This is a genomic window from Emticicia fluvialis, assembly GCF_024793945.1.
In the GTDB taxonomy this organism is placed as follows: domain Bacteria; phylum Bacteroidota; class Bacteroidia; order Cytophagales; family Spirosomataceae; genus Emticicia; species Emticicia fluvialis.
In genome coordinates this window covers 145,297-169,013 of record NZ_JANUSD010000009.1, presented here as the reverse complement: position 1 = coordinate 169,013, position 23,717 = coordinate 145,297, and the positions used below count along the sequence as shown (strand labels likewise).

General features: G+C 43.0%; 13 protein-coding genes and 1 tRNA gene. 11 read left to right on the top strand and 3 right to left on the bottom strand.

Annotated features, from left to right (window positions below):
* Nucleotides 1–70 precede the first annotated feature (70 nt).
* Both rpsO and NZ848_RS12340 read right to left on the bottom strand, forming a co-directional pair.
* Entirely contained in the window at nt 71–346 is a 276-nt protein-coding gene (gene rpsO, locus NZ848_RS12345; protein WP_101725970.1) for a 30S ribosomal protein S15, read from the bottom strand.
* Between the two features lie 172 nt (nt 347–518).
* Nucleotides 519–602 (bottom strand) — tRNA-Leu (locus tag NZ848_RS12340).
* 568 nt (nt 603–1,170) lie between these two features.
* Here NZ848_RS12340 and NZ848_RS12335 point away from each other — a divergent pair.
* The 8 genes from NZ848_RS12335 to NZ848_RS12300 all read left to right on the top strand — a co-directional run bounded on the left by NZ848_RS12335 (nt 1,171) and on the right by NZ848_RS12300 (nt 20,839).
* Nucleotides 1,171–2,745, top strand: a complete 1,575-nt coding sequence (locus NZ848_RS12335) for a hypothetical protein (protein WP_259015719.1) — start codon at nt 1,171–1,173, stop codon at nt 2,743–2,745.
* 15 nt (nt 2,746–2,760) lie between these two features.
* Nucleotides 2,761–7,164: a DUF6603 domain-containing protein gene (locus NZ848_RS12330; protein WP_259015718.1), complete on the top strand. Its 4,404-nt coding sequence runs from the start codon at nt 2,761–2,763 to the stop codon at nt 7,162–7,164.
* A gap of 2 nt (nt 7,165–7,166) precedes the next feature.
* Nucleotides 7,167–9,392, top strand: coding sequence for a hypothetical protein (locus NZ848_RS12325; RefSeq protein ID WP_259015717.1), 2,226 nt, complete (start codon nt 7,167–7,169; stop codon nt 9,390–9,392).
* Nucleotides 9,393–9,402: 10 nt separating this feature from the next.
* Complete coding sequence (locus NZ848_RS12320; RefSeq protein WP_259015716.1) at nt 9,403–13,452, top strand: hypothetical protein; 4,050 nt, start codon at nt 9,403–9,405, stop codon at nt 13,450–13,452.
* Between the two features lie 65 nt (nt 13,453–13,517).
* The gene (locus NZ848_RS12315) at nt 13,518–16,991 is read left to right on the top strand and encodes a YncE family protein (RefSeq protein ID WP_259015715.1); all 3,474 of its coding nucleotides are present in this window, start codon (nt 13,518–13,520) and stop codon (nt 16,989–16,991) included.
* A 34-nt stretch (nt 16,992–17,025) separates the two neighbouring features.
* Nucleotides 17,026–18,084 carry a hypothetical protein gene (locus NZ848_RS12310; RefSeq protein WP_259015714.1) on the top strand — a complete coding sequence of 353 codons (1,059 nt, stop codon included), beginning with the start codon at nt 17,026–17,028 and terminating at the stop codon, nt 18,082–18,084.
* A gap of 174 nt (nt 18,085–18,258) precedes the next feature.
* On the top strand, nt 18,259–19,314 hold the full coding sequence (locus NZ848_RS12305; protein WP_259015713.1) for a hypothetical protein: 1,056 nt from the start codon (nt 18,259–18,261) through the stop codon (nt 19,312–19,314).
* 226 nt (nt 19,315–19,540) lie between these two features.
* Complete coding sequence (locus NZ848_RS12300; RefSeq protein WP_259015712.1) at nt 19,541–20,839, top strand: phosphatidylserine decarboxylase; 1,299 nt, start codon at nt 19,541–19,543, stop codon at nt 20,837–20,839.
* 172 nt (nt 20,840–21,011) lie between these two features.
* On the opposite strand, the gene NZ848_RS12295 is transcribed toward NZ848_RS12300, so the two are convergent.
* Nucleotides 21,012–21,578 carry a thioredoxin family protein gene (locus tag NZ848_RS12295; protein ID WP_259015711.1) on the bottom strand — a complete coding sequence of 189 codons (567 nt, stop codon included), beginning with the start codon at nt 21,576–21,578 and terminating at the stop codon, nt 21,012–21,014.
* A gap of 143 nt (nt 21,579–21,721) precedes the next feature.
* On the opposite strand from NZ848_RS12295, the gene NZ848_RS12290 reads away from it, so the two are divergent.
* From NZ848_RS12290 to NZ848_RS12280, 3 genes are all read left to right on the top strand, one after another.
* Entirely contained in the window at nt 21,722–22,093 is a 372-nt protein-coding gene (locus NZ848_RS12290) for a winged helix-turn-helix transcriptional regulator (protein ID WP_253522335.1), read from the top strand.
* Between the two features lie 55 nt (nt 22,094–22,148).
* Nucleotides 22,149–22,688, top strand: a complete 540-nt coding sequence (locus NZ848_RS12285; protein WP_259015710.1) for a helix-turn-helix domain-containing protein — start codon at nt 22,149–22,151, stop codon at nt 22,686–22,688.
* A gap of 88 nt (nt 22,689–22,776) precedes the next feature.
* On the top strand, nt 22,777–23,715 hold the full coding sequence (locus NZ848_RS12280) for a hypothetical protein (protein WP_259015709.1): 939 nt from the start codon (nt 22,777–22,779) through the stop codon (nt 23,713–23,715).
* Nucleotides 23,716–23,717: the final 2 nt, after the last annotated feature.

Sequence of the window (23,717 nt, the reverse complement as noted above, 5' to 3'; positions counted from 1 at the left end):
ATGTATGTAATTGAAGTTACTATCTAAAAAGACAATCAGAGAATGACGTATCATTCTCTGATTGAAAAAATTACTTACGGATGCCTAGTTCAGCAATAATTGCTCTGTAACGGGCGATATCTTTCTTATACAAATAATCAAGCAAACGACGACGTTTACCAACCAATTTCAACAAACCGGCTCTGGTAGAGTAGTCATGTTTGTGTGATTTAAGGTGTTCTGTAAGATGAGCGATACGATAAGTAAATAATGCAATCTGAGACTCGGCCGAACCTGTGTCAGTTGCTTTTTTCTGGAAGCCCTTCGCTGAGAAGATTTCTTCCTTTTTCTCCGTAGTTAAATACATCAGATGTTAACTTAGATTTTAATAAAATGAATAAAGTGCAAAGATAATAATTTATTTTCAAAAAAAAGTGAAAATGCCAAAAAATAAGCTAAGCACAAAGTAAAAAAGCCCTTCTCAATCCGGAAAGGCTTTTCAAATAACAAATGTTCAACTTAAACTTAAATCTTGATTGTGACGATGGCGAGATTCGAACTCGCACAGGCTAACGCCCACTACCCCCTCAAAGTAGCGTGTCTACCAATTCCACCACATCGCCTCTTGGGTCTGCAAAGCTAAACAAGGCAGCAGATTAATCCAAAATTATAAGCTGTTTTTTCAGCGTATCACACATTTGGCCCCATAGTTGGTCTTTTGCCTCTCAGAGAGACTTATTCGGCCGTTTTCAATTAATTATACACAAATAAATTTGTTTTACGGAATCAGTTTTCTGAAAAAACTGCTACCGTTTAAAAATAAAACAAAACCGTTAAATAAATGTGTCTTGTATTTTTCATGTAAATTAATTCACTTTGTTAAGAAATCAAAGCCGATTTTATAACTTTTGCTCAGGACATACCATGAAAACAGAAAACTTTCTAACTATAGGCATTGCAGGTATGCTATATATAGTAGCCTGGCAATCAAGCCCGTGCATTAAAAGCTCCCAAAAAACCACAAATTATATTAAGAACAGATTTAAGAGAAAGCGCCTGTAATATCAGGGTGTTTTAGCCTTAAAACTTTGTTAAGTACATGCCTTAAGTTGCTATGGTGAAAACCTGTGCATCTGGTATAATAATTACCCGGATATAGCATAATCAGGGTCTATCAAACTGTTTAATACTATGGCAGATATTAATGAACCAAACGATTTATACAGCGCGCTCTTTGGCAACATCGGCAATCAGGGCGAATCTTTCAACCAACCGCTTTCAGACAGCGGAATGTATTATGCTTTTTTATCAAAAGCAGATTTCGATGAAAGCACGGGTACCTGGTCAATCATGTTTGAGGTTCAACCAGAAAAATATACCTACAATGTGTTGAAGAATGGTAGTGATGTAATTAAATACAGCGCCCCGCCCGTGCCAGCCAGCATATTTAATCCAACATTCGTATATTCAGAACCGTTATTTACGGTTTTAGGTGTAAAAGATGCAGACAATGTTGCTGAAGCATCGTGGTATCTGATAAAACTGGAAAAAAAGGATAGCGGAGCAATTAATGGCTTGTTGTATAATCCGGATATAGATGTAAACCCCGATAATCCGAATATGTCGTATGGAAATTATGAACTGATTTCTGCCGATCTACTGGTAGTGCCTGAGCCACCCATTGATTACATTCCGGATGTTCAACTCAAATTAAAAGCAGTCCCTAAAGTCAAGGCTTCTAAAAAAATACAAAAAGCACTTTGTGAAAGGTACTATGTCTACAAAAAGAAACAAGGAATTAAAAGACCCAGAACCGAATCTGATTCAAAAATACTTGCCTATACGGCTCCGGTTACAAGTATCGGAGCTATGGATATCGGCCAGGGCAATTGTAACCTGCTTTTTGATAGTGCCGTAGAACCTTATGTATATTTCGACCTCGGCTATCCACTCTGGTTTTATCTGGGTAGCCTGCCGGCCAATATGCGTTTTGGTACACCTGCTTATCAGGGACCTATTGTACAGAATACGGCAAATGACCTGTATGTTGTTATATCTCATTGGGATTGGGACCACTGGCGGCTTGGGCGCGTAGCCAATATGCAGGGGCTGGTTTGGATTGCCCCTAATCAGCCAATAGGAGGTTCAACACTCAATTTTGCTAACACTCTTCCCTATTTGATTCTGTACCCCGGGGCGCCATTCATTAATTTACCTGGCTATGCCATTTGCAGATGCACGCCAGCGCCGGGTACCGCTCCGGCTGCATTGTTAAATAATACAGGTATTGCTATGCTGGTAACTATGCAACTACCAACTACAGCTGCCGTACCAACCCAGGTTTTAATGACTGGCGATGCCAATTTTGATAATGTTGACGGAGGACCTTTTCTTAATCTTAGTGGCATTGAGGCAGCCCATCATGGCTCAAATGCACATGGGGCATCGGCCAATCTTCCAGCCCAGATAGGCGCTTATGCCGGAGCAGGCAGGGTGTTTTATTCCTATGGTATGCGCCCTACGGCGGGTGGCCTGGCTTACGTATATGGATTCCCGGTGCCGGCTGCTGTTACAAATTATCAGAATGCAGGATGGGGAAATGTTGGTACAGGTGGAATAGAAATTTCAACCGCTGAAGGTACACATATCAGAGCTTTGCCTGCAACACTTGCCAACCGGGGAAATGTGCGGGTTGGCGACCAGACACCTTTGCCGGTGGCTTACAACAACTCGGCATTTTATAATTTTCCGAATCAGGTCAACTAATTTATACTCAAGGTTATGGCAGATACCATCAAGAACCTCAACGATGTAAAGCTATGGCTGCAGCCAATACAGCCCGAAGATAAAACGCCCGTTTCTTCCAGTATGTTTGATGCTACCCTGGTTAACAAGCTTTTCAGTATGTTACCGGGTACAAGTACAATAGATGTAAAGGTAACTGCAGTAGTGGCCGACGGCGATAGCCCCTCGCTAAGCGGACGGGCTCTACTGTTGGGGCAGCCTGATACCGACCTTGTGTTTACTTTTACCGAGCCGGGGGATAATCTGCTGCTCACACTTAATCTGAATCTGCCGGAAAGTGTAACCTGGCAACTTGTTTCAGGCCTTTCATTCGGTTTTACGCATTTGAAAGGTACCCTGAGCCCGGATGAAGAACTCAGCGTAATTACGTTGGTTTTTGCCTGTGATATTGTGGCTGGGTCGCCTAAACCATTGTATTTCCCGGTGTCTATGACCATTCCTACTTTTGACGGAGACTGGACGCTTTCGGGCAGCTTCGAACAGTTAGGAGACCTTACGCATGATTTCCTGTATGCCATAGGTGGTAACAATGCCATTACTACCATTCTGCCGGCAGAAGTGGCAGCCCAGCTCAATAATTTTTCTCTGAAAGATTTTCAGCTGAGCTTCAACCCATCCAAACAAACGGTGGCGTTTATCAGAATAGAACTCCAGTATGCAGCTAACTGGTCATTCTTTGGCGATTTGTTTGTGGTTGAAAACATCGTTTTCGAATATGAGGTCTTTCATCCGCTTACGTCAGAAAACTATTTTCAGGCCACTTTACTGGCTAATATGACGCTTTTTGAAGGATTCCCCTTTCAGGTGGGCGGCCAGTTCCCCGACAAAGTTGTTTTTGCCCAGCTACAGCCTGACAGACCTGCAGAGCTGACAAAGGTTTTCAACTTTCTGAAAATACCGCTGCCGCAGAATTTCCCGGATGTTGAAATCAGTACGCTTTCACTGGTGTATTATACGGAAGAAGGAGGATATAATTTCAAGCTCGCTATTACAAAGCCTTTACCCATTGCCGGAAAAGTCAGTCTGGATAATGCTTCTTTTGAAATGGGCGCCAATTATGACCCGTTAAAGAAGAAAATGACGGGTTTCGGGAGTCTTTACGCTCATTTTACGGTTGGTTCAGCCACAGTTTTACTATCAGCCGTGTATAAAGAAGGTGAAGGCGTAGACATGACAGGCGAAGTGGATAACCTGCCAATTGGAGAACTGATAGCCGAATTACTTGATACCTTCGGTATAACCTGGTATCCTAAGTTTATATCTGAAATCACACTTAAGAAGTTAAAAGTAACATACAACACCAGCTCTGGAAACTTTACCTTTGATTGTATCGGGCATATCCCAATGGCTGATAATCCGGGTGTTGATATTGAAGTAAGCCTGTCGGCCATTAAATCTGCTACCGCAAATGCTTACAATACAGATGTGGAGGCAAAGGGCGTTGTAACTTACAAAGAACAGGTTTACACGCTGATATTCTCAAAAACGGCTGCTGATACTGCTTTTGCCGCTCAATGGCTCAACAAAGGCACACCGTTGGGTATTAATTCTATTGCAGATATGTTAGGCCTTGGAAGCCTCGTGCCGCCTATTCCGCCTGAACTGGACATTTCTCTTAAAGCGGCTGCCTTTGTTTATGACAGCGCACAGAGCCAGCCTTTATTTGTGCTTGAAGCAGCCTCGGCCGTATATGGTAACTCGGCATTTGCAGCCATAAAAGACAAAACCACCAAAAAGTGGATTTTCTATTACGGCATGGCCACCGATTCGGTTATTGACCTTTCAAACCTGCCTATTATAGATAAAATCACGTTTATAAGCGAAGGTATTTTAGCCGTCGAGGCCATTCATGTCGATATTGCCTCTAATCCTATCAGCAAAGAAAATGCTGCACTCATCAATAAAATTATTAATAAATATGCTCCGGGAGACCTCAAGTTTCCGAACGTGCCAGAGAAAGGAATGATTAATCTGGTAGCGTTTTCTATGGAAATTAACATAGGAGGAACCAAAATACCAATCTCACTAGGCGCCGACAACAGCGAAGAGGTATCGACCATTGAGCAACTGGCGGTGTATCATGATACACTTACAGAGCTTGATGCCAAAGGGCGTTATTCTGTTATGCAAACTGTTAGTTCAGACAACGGCGGCTCTAAAACGTTCTGGTTTAACTTGCAAAAGAATTTTGGCCCGCTGTACTTTGAGAAAATCGGTCTGGCCTACAAAGAACCTGATATTTATGTGTTGGTTAACTGTGCGGCTACAGCCGGTGGCCTGACAATAGCCCTTGATGGCTTTGGTGTAAGCCTGCCCATCAGCAATTTTAATGTTTCTTTCACCATCAGTGGCATAAGCGTAACATTCCAGAGCGGCCCTTTATTAATCAGCGGTGGCCTTATGGGTAGCTTTGAGCCTGTTGATCTGGTTGGCCAGCTATTTATAAAAACAAAAACACTTACCATTGGCGCCATTGGCGGTTATACCGAGGTTGACAATCATCCGTCTTTATTTGTTTATGCGGTGCTTAATTACCCCATTGGCGGGCCACCATATTTGTTTGTTACTGGTTTATCAGCCGGTTTTGGTTTCAACCGAAGCCTGGTGTTGCCGGGTATCAACGGGGTAGCTACTTTCCCGTTTGTACAATGGGCAATGGGTATGAACAACCCACCATCCGCCAACCCCAACGGCAATATTGCCAAGCAGGTAAATGATGTAATGCAGACTCTGATTACCGATGGAATAGTGGCGCCGCTGGCAGGTAATAACTGGCTAACTGCCGGGGTAAGGTTTACAAGTTTCGAAATTCTTGATTCTTATGCGATGCTCAGCATCGCATTCGGAACAAAATTCGAGATTTCGCTACTGGGCTTGTCAAAGCTGATTCTGCCTCCCGGCGCAGGCATTAAAGACTCAAAGCTACCTATCATTGTTTATGCAGAACTGGCACTGGCGGCATCGTTTTCAACTGAAACCGGCCTGATAGCCGTACAGGGGCAATTGACCAACAACTCGTATGTTTTGTCTAAAGACTGCCATTTAACCGGTGGATTTGCTTTTTACCTCTGGACAAGCGGCCCGCATTTTGGCGAATTTGTGGTAACACTTGGGGGCTATAACCCAAACTATGTGGTTCCGGATTATTATCCGGTTGTGCCCCGTTTGGGCATGAACTGGAAAGTAACAAACGAATTGAGTATCAAAGGCGGCGAGTACTTTGCCCTTACTTCAAACGCTGCTATGGCCGGTGGCTATATGGAGGCCGTGTGGCAGAGTGGCGGCATAAAAGCCTGGTTTAGTGTACAGGCCGACTTCCTGATTATGTGGAAGCCTTTCTATTATGACATCAGCGCTGCTGTTAGTATTGGTGCCAGCTTTAAAATTGACCTCTGGTTTACTACCCTGAGCATAACCATTCATGTAGGTGCCAGCCTGCATATCTGGGGGCCGGAGTTTTCGGGTGTTGCAAAAGTCAAAGTGGCCATTATATCGTTCACTATCTCTTTTGGCGCTAAAAATCAGGTCAAACAAAAAACCATTTCGTGGGACTCTTTCGCTAAAGATATGCTTCCGCAAAAAAACAGCGATACTCCCAAAGCCCTTGCTGCTTCCAATGCAGATACGCCGCCAGACCCTGATGTATGCAAAATTGTAATCAGCAACGGCCTCATTTCTCAGTTAAGTGATAAAGAGGGAGAACTGAACTGGATTGTGAATGCAGAAAATTTTGAACTCAGCACTCAGGCGGTTATTCCGTCAAAAGACTGGTCGCTCAGTTCAAATATTACATTAGATACAGATGCGCAAAATGCCAGTGTGGTACAGAACACCAATTTTGGTATCAGGCCTACCGGCACAGCGCAGGCTAACCTGAGCTCAACCCATAAAATAACCATAACTAGCGCAGAAGACAGCACCTTTAAAGCAACCAGAACACTGGGCAAGGTGGCCAAGTCATTGTGGCAACCAGTAGCATTTGATTCGCAAGGCAACCCTATTCTGGGTAACCCCGTGCAGGATACTACCCTTGACGACGTGCTGACGGGTTTCGTAATTGCCCCTTACATTAAACCGCCAGACCATACCCTGCCTATTGAACTCGTTAATTTGCAATACACGCTTGCACCTGAGTTTCAGTATTTTTCGTGGGCAGCCCCTTATGTGCCTACAAATGATGAATTTGAAGGAGACACCGTAGAGAACACCATAATGACACCACGGGCCATTAATAACCGAACGCTGCTGGTACAGGCTATTATAAATAACGGGCTAACGGTAGATGCCAACATAAATGTAAAAGAACTGGCTGACCCTGCTACCAATTATCTGCTGGCTGAACCCGAAATGCGCTTACTTGGAGAAGAAAAACAACTTTAGACATGGCAAAAGCAAATAAACACAGAGAAACAACCCCTGTAGTTGAGGCAAATAAGGCACCGGCTGTGCTGGGGTCTGATACCGGCGACGTCGATAAAAAGGTAATTTTTATACAGTATGATATTCCGCCACTCAAATCGGGTGAGTACACCATTGAGCTTGAGCAGGCCGTGAATCTCAATACTGGCGCTCCGTACCGCACTTCCAGAAAATTTGCTGTTACCGGCGAACGATTTACCCTTAACCCTAACGATATTAATTCGGTTTTTCCGCCTAATCTGGCTAACGGTGAATTTTCAGGTGTGTTTCCGCTGATAATTTTTAACAGGCGTACTTTACCCTGGGAGCGAACCTCTGTAATAACCGAACAAAGCGCACCCTGGCTTGCTTTATTGCTTTTTAACCGCGACCAGGTGCCGGAAATAAAAAAAGGTACGGCAAAAGACCTGGTGCCGCTGGGCACAACCATAACCGTTGAAGGGTCGCCGGGCATTACCGGCACAGGCGCTATGCCTGCGGGAATATTGTCATACCCGGGTATGAGTACCTTAGACTACGGCGAAACCCCCGAAGACCAGATTAATTATATTGATATACCCGCTGATACTTTTAATGCTGTAGCACCGTCTGCGGCCGACCTCCCCTATCTGGCGCATATCCGTGATACCGAAACCATTGATAAAACGGATAACAAATTGTTGGATGAGGCGCTTTATGCCATAGTTGTAGGTAACCGGATTCCGGTTGATGGGCTCACAAGTTACGTTTTTCTGGTTTCGCTTGAGAACATGGGCAGTTTTTTGCCTGATGAAAACGGGAATGGGCATATTCCTGCCGGAAACAAATTCATAAGGCTTCTTACGTATAGTTCGTGGCATTTTACAGCCAATAATAACGACGAAAATTTTGAGCAACTGCTTGAGAACCTGAATAAAAACCCAGCCGGTGAAATTGGGCTTACCACCTTGCAATACCCCTTTGAAGGACCGGTACCCTCTGACACCGAAGTGCAAAGCGCACTGAATCACCAGGCGAATGGAAACATGACTACCAATGATGCCCAGATACTGGTGCATAATGCCTTTAATATGGGTTACACCGCCATGACACAGGTACTCCGGCACCCCGGCAACACGGTTTCATGGTACAGATGCCCGCTTGTACCTTACTATATACCAGAAACCATTCAATTACCCTACACCACATCTGACGCCATTAACAGATATAATCCGGAGACGGGTATGTTTGATGTGTCTTATGGTGGTGCCTGGCAGATTGGCCAACTAATGGCATTGCAGAACAAGGCTTTTTCAACATCGCTTTATAACTGGAAAAAAAGCGAGACAGCTCAACAGGCAATTATAGAAGAGCAACGCATTATTCAGGAAAAATACAATACCATTACTGCTTTTGATGGTATAATGGCCGCAAGAAATACAAGCCTTTTAAAGGCCAATGCAGCTCCCCTGCCCGAAAACGTGGTAATATGGCTTAGCCAGCTGGCCTTGCTTAAAGGCGTGCCATTTAATTATCTCGTTCCTGATGAACGGATGTTGCCTCCTGAGTCGATGCGGTTTTTTTATATGGATAACAACTGGATTGACTGCCTGCTGGATGGAGCATTTAGCATTGGTAGATCGGCAACCGCCGACCATAAAAACGATGTAGCCAGGTTGAAAAAGTTAATGGGGCCTGTAAAACACAGAGCCAGTATGGCCAGACCCCGTAAACAAAAACTATTGTCGTACCGTAACGCAAGTGGTATAATTACGGGTTTCCTGCTTCGGTCAGCGGTGGTGGGTGGCTGGCCGGGACTGGAAATAAACGGTTACAGCGACACAGAAGGCACCAGTGAGGTTCAGAAACTCAGAATGGAGGCACTATCTTCAGATACACTCATCTGCATTTTTGATGGCGTTGTACAGATGGTTGCCATTCATGAACCACCTGAAGCCCTCCATGAAGGCCTGGTGAGACATGACGGCACATGGGCTACTACCTTGAGGGTTGTAAACGGAACCGACCCCGGCAGCCAGATACCAGGCGCTTATTGCCCGGTAACGCTTCGGTCTGACAACCAGACCCTCCAGGTAAAAAAGGCCGCAGATGCAATTCAGCAAATGCTTAACAGCCCGCCTTACAGCCAGAATATAAAGAATTTTACATCGGCCGAGTATGCACTTGAACTGATAAAAGGTGTAGTGAAAGTTGAATTTCTCAAAAAATAATGACGCGGAAATGCAAACAAAAGATACAATTGATTCAGGATTGGTTGTTCCGGTAGATATAGCCGCGCTTTGTGTGGGTATAATTGACCAGAACGATAAATCAGGTACCAGTACATTTGCAGGCGCAACCACAGTTTTTACCAACCAGTCGGGCAATAATAACGCCTATGTTGGCACCAATGTGGTAAGAGCGCTGTCTGCTGCTCCGTGGCAGCAGTTAACAACTGGTATACACCTGCACTGGAACCTGCCCGAAGCGCTTACTCAGGGAGGCAACAGTCAATCGGGCAGCCTTTTGTTCGGAGCGGTGCCAAACAGATGGCTTATCAGCCGTTTACTTATTACCAAAAACGGGCCCGTTCGCAGCTCATGGATAATTCAGAGCGACTCCCTGAGCAATACACTTCCTACCGGGCAGTTGGCAGTAACCCTGCCAGTAAAAAAAATCAACCCTACCGACCTGGACTATAAATATGTAGGGATGTATAAAGTTTTTGACAGCCAGTGGGCAGACCCCGCCAATAATAGTTATTTCAGAGAACTCACCGGGCAGGATTTGTCGGCCGTTTCAAGCGGCGACTCCTCATTTGCAGCTTTTTATCCCAACAGCCGTAGCTTGTTTGGTTTCCAGGACACCCTGTCTGATTTAAAAATAGGCCCTAATGACCCACCCGTTGACCTCATGTATGAAGTAACCGGCTGGTTTAGCAACACTATCAACGACCCGCTGCGTGACGGTAAAACCCGTGAACAAATAAATAATGATTATAACTGGACGTACGATGGCCCTGATGAAACTTCCACTTACTCGTTATATAGTGGCATCATCCAGAGTATATCATATACACCATATCAGAAGTACGTTGTAGACCAGCCCAATCAGAAGCCTGTCGATGCGGTTTTAACAATCGGAAATACGCCGCCTGAGTGTTTTGCTGCTTATTTCAAAGACCTGCTGCACCCCGATACACCATTTTTTGAAACCCTGCTGAATGCTTTCCAGAATGGCTTGCTGAGCGAATTTATGCAATTAAAGACCGACCAGCTTGCCCAGCTGAACGAAGTGCTACACCAGAAAACATTTGCCAGTATCAGCACAGGCACCGTTTATCAGATAACGCGCCCGGCCAAAGATTCACCCGATGAGCCTGATGTAGCATTTCCTTTGCCATTGGCCGAGGCATTAGATACCCTGAATGTTTATCAGCAGCAGGTTGATTTCTATGAGCGTTACACGCTGGGTTTTCAATGGCAGTTATTTGCTGACTGGTACCGTATGGTTAACACCAAAGATGCTAACCTGCAAAATACCCTTTTTCAGCTCATTTATAACAGCATAGGCAATACCTGGCCGTCTATACAGGCAACTAGTAATCAGCTGGCTACTCAATTAAACAAGCAAACGGCCTACGTTAATCAGTTAATATCTACCATTGATAACACCTTGCAGCTGAAGGAAACCTCGCCTGCACGCTACTGGCAGCCTAATGAACCTGTTATGCTTGTTATTCCTACCAATATGACAAACGCCGTGCGGGCTAAGTCAATTGTAGCTAATTATGACGATTCTGGTTATCTGAAATGCCGCACAGTTGCGCAAATCATAAGTGCCATTGTGGTAAACAACATTACAGTTACAGCCGGCCAGTTCTTCAGTGCAGGTTTGCCCTCGCCTAACAACCTGCCGTATCCTGCTGCCACCAATAGTTTATTGCTCGAATCGCTTTTGTTGAATACCAATCTGGTTTCGGGTATTACGGGTGTTCCGGCAAGTAATCTGGAGGCAGCACTCAATATGGCTTTAAATGGGCAGCCTCAGCAGGTTTACACGTTTAGCGGGGTTGTACCTTCTGCCCTTGAAGTGTACTGGTGGCATAGCAACCCGTGGTTTCCTGTTTTTACTGAATGGAGTGTCAAGTTTGCCCCTTTAGAAGTTACCGAACGCAACGGGCAGCTCTACAATTACACAACCGACCTTTTTACTGTCAATTATACCATTGCGCAAAACAATGGCGGCAGTGTGGTGTATAAAGGTGCTGTAAACCCTGCAACTATTGATTTTTCTACTGCTCAGCAATACCGTAGCTCGGCCATTATAAGTACCAGCGCCGCAGAGACTTTTTATGAACAGCTTGAACAATATCTGGAAGTTTACCCTAACCAGACCTTGCAGCAAATTGCCGATGCCTTGCAAACAGGCATCTATGCCTCTAATGCTTTCAGTGGTTTTAATAGCCTGCTGGGCATGATGCAGCAAAGTATGCAGCTCAATATTAATGTAACGCCTCAAAACCCATATTACTCTATTACGCAGGCCGTTGCACAAATAGCAGGCAAAGCCAATGCTGTATCGCCTGTTCCTAATGGCAGTTATAATCCTGTCAGGGCTGGTTTCTTTGAATTCAGCTTCAGCCTGGTAGATGTTTTCGGGCAGAAAAGACCAGTAAACATTACCAGAAGTATTACATCAGAGCAGCTCACAACTATTTATAAGACACAGGTAGTGCCCAATGTAGTGTATATGCCACCGGCTCTGGCGCAACCGTCCAGATTGCTTTTCAGGTGGATGTCGGCTATCGGAAATCAGATTCAGGAAATGAATGCGCATCCGGCCACTACTCCTATTTGCGGTTGGATACTCCCCAACCATCTCAATGGCAGCTTGTTTATTTATGACCAGCAGGGCCGTTCAATGGGTACACTCGGTATGAACGGAAACCAGACGGCCATGGCCTGGCAGTCGGCTCCCGGTAATAATGCCACCATTAACCAGTCAATTGAGCAGGTTTTTGCCTTGCAGAATCCTAATCTTCGCGATTTCGCGGTGGCGCTATATAACAACGGGCCGGAGTTTTTCTCAAATTTCTGGAAGGCCGTTGATAACATGCATAATTTTATAGACCCCAGCAATTATGCACAAAGTGCTGACCTGGCCGTACTGATTGGCAGACCCATTGCACTTGGTGAAGCCATGCTCCGCCTGGAACTAAACAGCAGCCCGGTTCTGAATCAAAGCTGGGCCACCCTTACCAGTGGTGAGTACCGTACCGATAACCAGTTTACGGATGTCAGGTTTCCTGTCATTCTAGGCGACCTGAACCAGTTAAATGACGGATTGATTGGATATTTTCTTGATACGGCAGACTCTTTTAACTTTTCAACTTTTTATACGGAAGGCGCAGCATCTACCGGAACCAGCGGTGTTATAAAGCCGGTTGAAGATACTATTACGCTAAAGGCATCACCAGGGCCAGACTCCCCCGTACCGTATGATGTATCTGCCGATGCCCGTTACGTGCTCATGCTGTTTGACCCCCGCGCAGTGGTACATGCAACTATGGGTATTTTACCAACGAAGGTAATAGATATACCATCAAACCTGTATTCAGATACCCTCAATGTTCTGGAAATGACCTTTTTAACAACTCCGGTTCTTAAGGGCGTTACAGGTTTCAATATGCCGGTACCTGAAGAGGAAAGTTACCAGTGGTCGTGGGTGGAAGAAGCCGTATTTGAAGAAAAACCTGTGTGGGAAGTAACACCCGAAATTAGTTATGTGGGCGGTGAGGCCATTGCAGCGTATACCCCGCAGACCATTAGAGAAGGATGGCTGAAACTTACGCCGGAGTTGCTGCACTTTGAATTACTGAATGACAATGGCCAGCCTTTGGGCATTGCCAATGCCGTTAATACGTTTTACATGTCTGTCAGTAACCGGAAACCCCTCGAAATTATTTTTAAACCTGCGTCTTTACCAAAAAATGTAGCATCTGCCATTTACATACATTTGGGCCAGCTCGTTAGCCAGAAAGATGTTCCGGATATACAGTTTTCAGCTGAGGGCTGGTCATTCCGGCTTCTGAACGACACACGTTACGGAAATTTCTGGGTGGCCAACCCAACAGTAGAGCTGGTTTTAAACCCTAAAGAAGCATTTAAAATAACACTCAGCAATGTTAAAACCACCAATCAGACAGGTCAGGTACAAATGTACTTTGAGTACCTGAACGTTACCGGTGTAAACGATGGCCTGGATGCAGTGCTAATTACACTTAGCTGAGCTTAGCAAAATAAATCTATTATTTATCACTATTCTTTCAATTAACAATTTAAAACAAAACAACTATGCAAGACACTCAGACATTTCCGCAGTTGTCTTTCTCCCTAAGTAATCCGGGGCAGGATAACACCATTTATGTAACTACAGACCCCACAGTAAACAAGTTGGTTTTCAGAGTTAAAACCAATAAAGATAACACCGTTTTCAGTTCGGGTCAGTTAGTACCGCCTACAGACGCTCCAACGGCCACAGGTTCTATACTGTATCTGGACCTGAGCACTTTGCAGATTCCTGAGGCCGATTTTAGCAAAATTGTTTGTTCTTCTACCGATTGGGACTACGCCCTTTATCCGAACAGCATTATTGGTCTGGTACCAACGAAAGATATTACCCTGAATCAGGGTTCAGATACGGTAGAAATCAAAATAGAAAATCTGGTTTTGCCAACACCCCCCTCATCGCCCAACGTTAACTTATCTGTTTCATATTACAGGGTCAGCCCTATTACGATTGGCAATTTGGCGCAGCTTTCTTTCTTTAAAGTGCTTTTGCAGGCCGCCCCTGAAGACAAAAAAGACTTGCACAATGCCATTGATTGCATACTCACTACCCCTCCCATAATAGTCAATACAGTTCGGGATTATCCACAGGTAGATAACAGCATTACATTTGCCTTTAAGCCGGGGTCTAATCCGGTAGTGGTTAAAGCAGGGCCAAAAACTACTTTTACGGTTAGTTTCGTATATGCACCATCGGCACCAGGCTATGGCGCCCTGACAACGCCCCAATCGGCGCGCGATAACATTGTGGTAGCCCAGGGCGAAAATGCCTCAGGCTGGAGCGTAACACCCAATACGGATGCCCAGAACCCATGCTGGATTTTGCAGCCACCAGTAAACGCTGAAATTGTAGGTACAGGAGCCGGAGCCATAGTTTCTTTTTATATAACTGAAATTATGACCAGTTTTCAACCGGGTTCAACGCTCATGTATGTACAATATCAGAATGTACCTGGTTTTAACGATGGCTCTTACTACATGACACTCACCAAAATACCTCATGTGGTCATTAATAATCTGACAATAACACCCAATCCGTCAGTTATCAAAAATGGAGAAGCCAGTGTTACTATTTCGTGGAATGCAAAAGATTACCAGTCTTTAATGCTGATGCCGTTTTATCAGGATGTAACCAATAAAAACAGTTTTAAGGCAACCCTCAAAAAGTCTACCGTCATTACCTTGGTAGCTAATGGTGCGGCCACTACGGCCAATCAGGCAACAAAAACCACCACTGCCGATGTGCTGCCTGTCATTAACTCGTTTAAAGTTACTCCTAAAAATATCTATTACAACAATTACCCGCATGACGCCAAGTTTTTTTGGGACGTAGATACCAATGATTCGGTAATGCTGGTAAATGACGTAACTGGCAGCAAAGAGAGTGTGCCTAAAACCAGTACACAAATCAAAAGTATAACCACGCCGGGTATGTGGTCGTTGATTCCTCAGAATGAAGAAAACCCCTATACTTTGTTAAGAAATGTGCTTATTCAGTCATTCAAAGTAAACCCGCAGTCTGATTCGCTGTCATTCAAATCCAGCTCTGTGGTCGCTTCACCTTCTGCTGAGTTTCTTGCTGCATTAGACATTGACAATAAAAAAGTTCATTTTCTTAATTCTCTCGATTATACTGAGAATGCAACCGCATTAAGCACTGATGGAACCCCCATTGATCAGGTTTTCGCTCACAGTGGTTCTTATCTCTTTGTATTGAATAACAAGGCTGGTGCTGTAAACATTATTAAAATATTGAGAGACCCATCAACCGGAAATTACTCGTTTTCAAAGTTGTCATCTATCAAAATAGCCGGAACCCCGGCACGCATTGCCATATCTGGCGACGACAAATACATCTTTGTAACAACAGATCTTGAAGGTAAAGGCAATTTTATAGTGATTGAAAACAAAGGCGCCGACCAGTTCTCAATAAAACAGACCATTCAAACTTATCAGTCACCGATGGGTATTGCAGTAGACCCTTCAGGCACAAACGTGTATGTGGCTATTAAAGGCGACAACAGTATTTGTGTAATGGCTTATAGCTCGGTAAATGATGCATTTATGTATAGCCGGAGCATTAGCAACCTGCCGCAGAACCCTGTTGATGTGGCAGTGGCCGACGAAAACGGCAAAACTCTGCTTGTTGCCTGCTATGCTACCAATCAGGTAATGGTTGTTGATTATGATGACGACGGCACCTCGCCCAGACAGTCTCTATCTGTAAACACCTCTCCAATACGGATTGTAACTACAACAGACAGAGCCTATGCCTTTGTTATTAATTATTCATCTGGCAATGCCTCGCTTATCAGCTGTAGTAAAGGAACCGGAAGTTGCAGCGTAATTGATGCGTCTATCAAGACAGGTCCTAATCCGCTTGCTATTTCAATGGCTTATGACAACACAGCGGCCTACATTGCCAACTCTGATAAAAGTGTTACTACATTTAATCTGATAAATTATCAATTACGTAGCACTCCGGTAGATATAGGTAAACAACCAACCAATGTAATAGCCACCGCCGATGGCAAAAAACTGGTAGCATGGCATAATGTGCTTTTTATTAGCAACAAACCTGATTTTACAAAGGGCCTGTATATTTATGAAACCGCCTCAGGCGCAATATCCACACGCCTTGAAGACGACTCAATCGTTGATTGTGTGGTTTCTCCGGTTGCTTCAGTTGGCCTGATGTATGTAATTGAGAAGTCAAGTACAGAAATAAAAATCATGGAAACCGGAACCTTCAATGTAACAGGTTCGATATCTATTCCTGCCGGAGAAGGTGATGTAAGCAGATATCCCGTTGAGTTGAGTATGTCTGCCGATGGTAAAAATCTTTATACGGTTGTTAAAGATTCTGCTGGCAATTACAGTTTTATTGCTTTTACCTGTGACGAAAAAAATGCGACATACAATGTAAATACAGATGTATTTGTATTTAAAAATGTATCAACATCAAATAGTGTTCTATTGCAGAACACACCTGATGGCACACACGCTTTTGTTCTCAGTTCTTTAGACAAGAAAATCTGGACATTGATTCAAGATTCAAACCATGTTTATCAATTATCAACTACCCAGATAAGCCTATCTATTCTTACAAAGACAATGGCTGTGTCGCCAGACAACAGTAAGCTATACGTGGTTATGCAGCAGAACATGAAAACCTCTATTGCAAGTGTAAATATTAGCGACCTTACGTCAATAGAAACCCAAATGCCATCTTCTTATGCAATACTAACCAATTTTCAGCAGGCGGTAGTTTCTCCTGATAGTACCCGGTTGTTTGTTACAGATGCTAATACGGCAGGTGTCCGAATTATCAGTACTACCACTTTACGTATTATCCAGACACTTACCTGGCAGCAAAATCTACAGTATCCTACCGGAATAGCCATTTTTCCAAATGGGTCATCTATTTACCTGACAGGATTCAATAGCAATAACCTGGCAGTAATAAATCAAATTAGCTAAAAAAGTTAATCAATCACCTTAAAATTACATAAACATGAGCTACGACGGATTTTTTATCAGAGACTATGTTGGCGAAACAATAGATGGCCCTAAAGGCACAAGCTGGACAAACTCGCCCGATATTATTTGCCCGGGTACCACGCCTCTGCAAGACCCCAGCGTTATTACCAATGCAGATTATTATAACAAAGGGCTGCCACAGCTTAACAATCAGACACCTTTAACCAACAATTGGGTGTATGTAAGGGGTGTTAACCCGCAATCAGTTCCGCAAACCTCAACAGTATTTTTGTATTATGTAGATACAACCATCGTCCTTTGGCCCCAGAACTGGATGTCAACGGGTATCATATACGGAGGCAAACAGCAAAACTGGGTAACACTCAATGCGCCTGCTTCCACCGATAATCAGGGAATACAAGGAACAATTTCTCCCTTTGGCTGGACACCCCCGCGCAATAACACGCATTATTGTCTGGTTGCATGGGCTAATAATGGTGATGACCAACTTACACCCCCAGACCTGGGCAGTATTGGCAGTGTGCCAGATATGGCTAATTTTATACTGACACACCCGAATGTAGGTTGGAAAAATACCACAGAAGTAGATGCAACCGTACCTACTATACAGGGAGTGGCTTCTATCATCGGGCCTTCTTCAGGTGGGCTATTAAGTATTGGTTTACAATGCGATAAACTGCCCAAAGATGGCTACATTGAGTTCTCGGTACCTGGCCCGGATGCTGACAATACAATTATTCTTCCAAAAACACAGATTGTCTCTCCAAACTACGCACCCACATTTCAGGTTACCTATCCGTCTATGCCAGGTGGTTTTGTAACACAAATGAACTGGAAATATTACCAGGGTGCAACGCCTGCCCCGGCAGGGTCTAACGTTATACCTTTTGTGGCCACCTGGGGTTTAACATCCAGCTTTATAGATGAGGTACGCCAAATTGCTCCCCAGCACCTGATAGATGTTCATCATTATGGCTCACCAGTAGAATTTCAAGCCAATGGTCGCAATTCAGAGACAAAAATAAGAACGATCATGGTAATTGGCTCAGTGCCTTTCAAATTGATAAGGTAGGAAAACAAAAATAAATCGGTCTCAGGATTTTTGATTTTCAGAATGAAAGAGACCGGTTTTTAAAGATTGAAAGAGTAAACAGTAGTTTTAAATTTTATTCCATCTCTTTTGATGTGATTTACTCTTTTGCCGTGAATTTATTTTTTAACTGATACTACATAAAACAATTTTATTATGAGTTACGACGGATTTTTTATCAGAGATTACGTAGGCGAAACCATTGACGGCTCTAAAGGCACCAGTTGGACCAATTCGCCTGATATTATTTGTTCAGGTCCTACTCCATTGGCAGACCCCAAAACTATCTTAAATGCAGATAATTACAACAAAGGACTCCCCATTGGCTATAAACAGTCACCTGAGATGAACAATTGGGTGTATGTACGTGGCGTCAATCCCCAAACAGTACCACAAAAAACAACTATTTATATGTATTATGCAGATAGTTCTGTTATGCTGTGGCCTCAGAACTGGAAATACCGTGAATTTATGTATGCCGGAGAATACCAGAACTGGGCATCTTTTGTGGCTCCGGCACGCACGGATAATCTGGGCTTACAGGGTACAATTCCTCCCTTTGGCTGGACACCCCCAACAAAATACAATTATTGTCTGGTTGCCTGGGCAAAAAATGGCCCGCAACAAAACATACCACCCGATTTGCATAGCATAGGAAAGGTATCTGATTTGGGTAAATTTATAATTTCAAACCCTAATATCGGATGGAAAAACACCATTGCCGTAGATGCAACCAAACCCACACTTACAGGCGATGCCCCAATAGATGGCCCACCTGAAGGTGGTATTTTAAACATTGGCCTTCAGTGCGACAAAATACCCAAAGGTGGATTTATTGAATTTTTTGTTCCAGGGCCTGACCAGGACAATACCATCATTTTTCCGAAAACAAAAATTGAGGTCAACAATTACGCACCCACTGTGCAGGTTGCATATCCGGCGGTACCTGGTGGCTTTAAAACACAATTAATCTGGAACTACTATGAAGGTTCAACTCCGGCACCCGACGGAGCCAATATTATTCCATTTGCAGGAACATGGGGTTTAACCTCCGATTTTATTGACATCGTAAGAAAAACAGCGCCACAGTTTCTGGCAGATGTACATCATTATGGCACTCCGGTAGAATTCGCAAGAGATAAAAGTCAGCTCAAAATACCAATCAGAACGATGATGATTGTGGGTTCAATACCTTTCAGATTTACCCGTTAATACATTTTTTTGGGTCTTTATTCTGGTTTTATGTATTTGTGAAAGCAAATACATAAAACTTTAAATGCCTGCTAAAAAAATGTGGTTTCAAACTACCAATTCACTTAGCTAATTTATGATTGTTAAGATTGACAACATTAAAATTTTAACAGGTATCAGAAAGAAAAAAAATTTTACGTCAGGAATTACCAATTTAATTAATTTATAACAAAAACTGTTGACTACAATGGCAATTACAACACAAAACTACTCTCCTGTTGTTACTCTACTTCAAAAGCAACTCAGTGACGACACCGAACTTAAAAAATTGCTGAATAAATCGCTCAATTTGGCAAAGCAATCTGCACAGGCTAGCTTAAATGCGTCTTTATTTAATGCCTTGAACATATTATACAAAAATAATGGCTGGCCAACCAATTCTGATGATTATCTGTCTTACCTAACTTACTTTGAACAGGTGCTTCCAAGCGAATCAATTGAACTACACGGCCCCTGGTCAAATCCTTTAGGTTACAGTCAGCAGATTTTCGACAGACTTTGTCAGTTTTACTGGCTAATTGACCAACCGCTTACTGAATACAACAAGAAGACATTGCAGAGTTACACCAATGACGGTTTTTCTTTTGCAGACTGGCTAGACAAATATGCCAGTGAATGGGGTAGTTTCCTAAACACTTCTGCATCCTTAACTAATGCTACACTGGCTACGTTCTTGGCAGACCCTATGTACAATGCACAAGACTACATTAATGACAAACCTAACTGGGTATCTTTCAATACGTTTTTCTATCGGCAGCTAAACATCAATACCCTGAACGGTTCACCAATGAGGCCGATTGCCAATCCGAATGACAATACCATTGTTACATCACCAGCTGATTGTACCTTCAAGGCTATCTATCAGATTGATGCAAACGGTAATGTGCTGGATACTAATGGTAACCTTACTACTTTCAGATTGAAACAAACCCACACCATAGGCAAAGTAAATGACCTGCTAGGGCCAGATGGTGAACAATATGCCAGTAAGTTTTACGGTGGCACATTTGTACATTACTTCCTGAGCCCCTTTGACTACCACCGTTTCCATACCCCTGTAAGTGGTAAAGTAAAATATATTGAAGCATTATCAGGAAGTGTATTTCTTGATGTACAGATTACCGGCGACCAATTTGATGCACCTGATAGTTCAACAGACGGTTATGAATTTACACAGGCCCGTGGCGTTGTGATTATCGATACCGGCGATGACAGCATCGGCTCTGTAGCCACTATTCCTGTAGGTATGGCACAGGTTTCTTCAGTGCACATGTACAGTAATCTGGCAGGACAAACCGTAAACAAAGGAACAGAGTTCGGGTATTTTGCCTTTGGCGGGTCTGATATTATCATGCTTTTCGAGAAGCCGGTAGATCAGCTGAAATTTGTTGAAACTGTTGCCAATGCGCAAGTACCAGACAGTTACACCAATCCTGCAGGTTTCCACTTCAAGTACGGTGAGCCGTCAGTGATTATTCAATCTTGAATCAGATAAAAAAAATGGCAGACGGGTATAAATCCTGTCTGCCATTTTTTTTTGCACTAGAGTATTATTGAAACTGCCTATAAACCTTGTCTATTGTTATTAGGGATTCTTTGTTTTATACCATTATCATAAGTCTTTAAAGTAGGTCCTTTTATAACATACCGGTTATCCATTAAATAGTTTGCAAAATAACTTCGCTCAATTCTTCCTGTACATCCACTCCCTTATTGGCATTATACCAGGTATGAATCCTGACTGTTAGCTCCTGAAAAGGTAATTTTTCTTCTAATGCCTTTGAGTAAATTACCTGACATTCTTTTGGGCGAGGCCCCCAGGTTGCCAGGTCATTACCGTTTTGGTCTCTGATTACCAGCTTCGGAATTGATTTCGTACCATTGGTTAAATAATTATCTATACTATGCGGAGCAGAATCCCGCAATTCAACGCTAACTGATATCAATGGGTTGGCTTGGGCAGCCATTATTATAAACGGTACATTATGGGCTGCATCGCCACACCAGGGCTCAGTAATCAAAAGCCATTGCTGTGGATTATCAATTTTTTTAATGGTTTCTAAAAATTGGGGCGACAAAGTCTGGGTTTTAAACCATCTCGACATCCGCGCCCAATTCAATTTGGTATATTCGTAATAATCTGGTTTGTTGTAAGGCGCTGCCTGGTCTTGTTCCTCTTTATTAACTATGCTCTCAAAATAAGAACTATATGCTCTGAAATCCATGTTTATAATTTACGTTCGGTTATCAAGGCAAAATTAAGCTTAATACCAGTGTTGATGACTATCATTTCCACCCAGGGAACTAGTTTCCTTTAGGAAAGTGATTAGATTTGCATTTTTAAGAATATATTTTAGTGTTAACAAAAATGAAAAAAAGAGCAACAGTAAATACCTCTCAACTTTGCAGAAAAAGAATTTCTACCATTAAAGACACCATGGAAATATTATCGGGCAAGTGGAAGTTTCATATACTGGGTACCTTAATGGAAAGAGACCACCTGCGGTTTATGGATTTACTGCGCGAGGTAGATGGAATTGGTACCAAAATGCTTGCCAAAGAATTGCAGGATATGGAAATGAACCAACTGGTTTCAAGAACAATACTCGATACCCGGCCTGTTACAGTTCAATATTCACTTACCGAGTTTGGCAAGACCTTAAACCCTATTATAGATGAAATTATCAGATGGGGAAACGAGTATCGCAGCTCTATAGTGGGCAAAGAAAAAGAGGTATAGCTGAAATTCCGCGATTTTATACAATTTCATAAATCTAAACATTTGTACCAACCCAATGGAAAACAGGCTTAGAATGCTAAGGGAGGCTAAAAATTTGACACAAACCGAGCTGGCTGAAAAATCTGGCCTTTCTTTACGGACCATTCAGAGAATTGAGGCTGGTAGTGTCTTGAAAGGTTTTACCCTGAAAACCCTGGCAAATGTACTCGATACAGCCCCTGACAATTTATTGGCTCACAAGCCGGCTACAGACTTAAGCCGCGCAAAATTAATCAACCCGTCGGCCCTATTGGGGCTTATTATACCTTTTGGCAATATTATATTCCCTTTAATTTTAACCCACAAAACTAAAGACTTATATAATAAAGAGCTGGGGGAACACATTGTAAGCCTTCAGATTGTGCTATCGGTTATTCTCTCAATCATGATGATACTCAGCCCATTTATCCAAAAATGGCTGGCCATCAGGTTTCCGCTTTTTTTGATTCCTCTTATTGGTATAATATCCATCAAGCTAATTGTCATTATCAGAAACGGAATGAGCCTGAACCAACGGAACGAATTACAAATCAAGCTCAAAGCCAGCTTCTTATGAGGCTTTTCGCTAAAATGTCGTAAAAGTGTCGTAGCATTTTTTGTCGGAAATTGATTCAAAACCGAAAAATTGCGACAAAAAAACACAAATGAAGACATTTAAGAAGATTACCCTTATTTTAGTAACAATTGTTGCCTTAACATTAATTGGTGGCCACTTTTACTTTGATAGAAAATTCACCCCGCCCGACAACTATCTTTTAGTTCATCATGAGGCAGAAAATGTACCCATTCAATGGAATGTAACCGATAAAAACCCCTATTCTGCCATGTTTTTGCAGGTGCATTTAAAAGGCATAGACCGGCCATTTTTTATGCAGATAGATTTTGGGTCGCCCGTTACCTTGTTTTATGTCAAATCGCTGGCTTCGGTTCAGAAAATGTATCCAAAGCTGGTTATGCCAGATATAAAGCAAAATCAGGTTGCGCTTCAATTCAGCATCGGCAAAATGGAGGTCTCCTCCGGTATATTTCAATTAATCAATTACGGAGAAAAACTGGATTTTTCTAAGCCCGATGCCATTCATGTTATTGGTACTATTGGTACCGACTTACTGGAAAAAAGAATTACCACCCTCGATTTTAAGCACAATAGCTGTTCTTTTACAGAAAACCTGCCAACAACCGGATTTGTAGATTTTGAATTCAAAAAACGCCGCATTATTTTGCCTGCCAGGTTGCAAAACAAAAACCTTCAATTACTTTATGATTCGGGCAGCAGCAATTATGAACTAATAACCAGCCAGGAAGATTGGGAAAACTACCGTACTAAAGGTGGTAGAATTAAAAACGAGAAAGGAAATTCATGGGGAAACCCCCTGAAGGTTATTACTGCCCCAGCCAGCCAAACCATACAATTAGGGCAAACCGATATGGCTTTGTCAGAGGTAACTTATGTTGAAGGTACATCTGCCATGCAAAACTTTTTAATGAGAAGCTCAGGCATGGAAGGCATGATAGGTAATAAACTATTGCTGAACCACAAATTGATTCTGGATTGTAAGAACGAGAAATTCAGAATTGAATAATG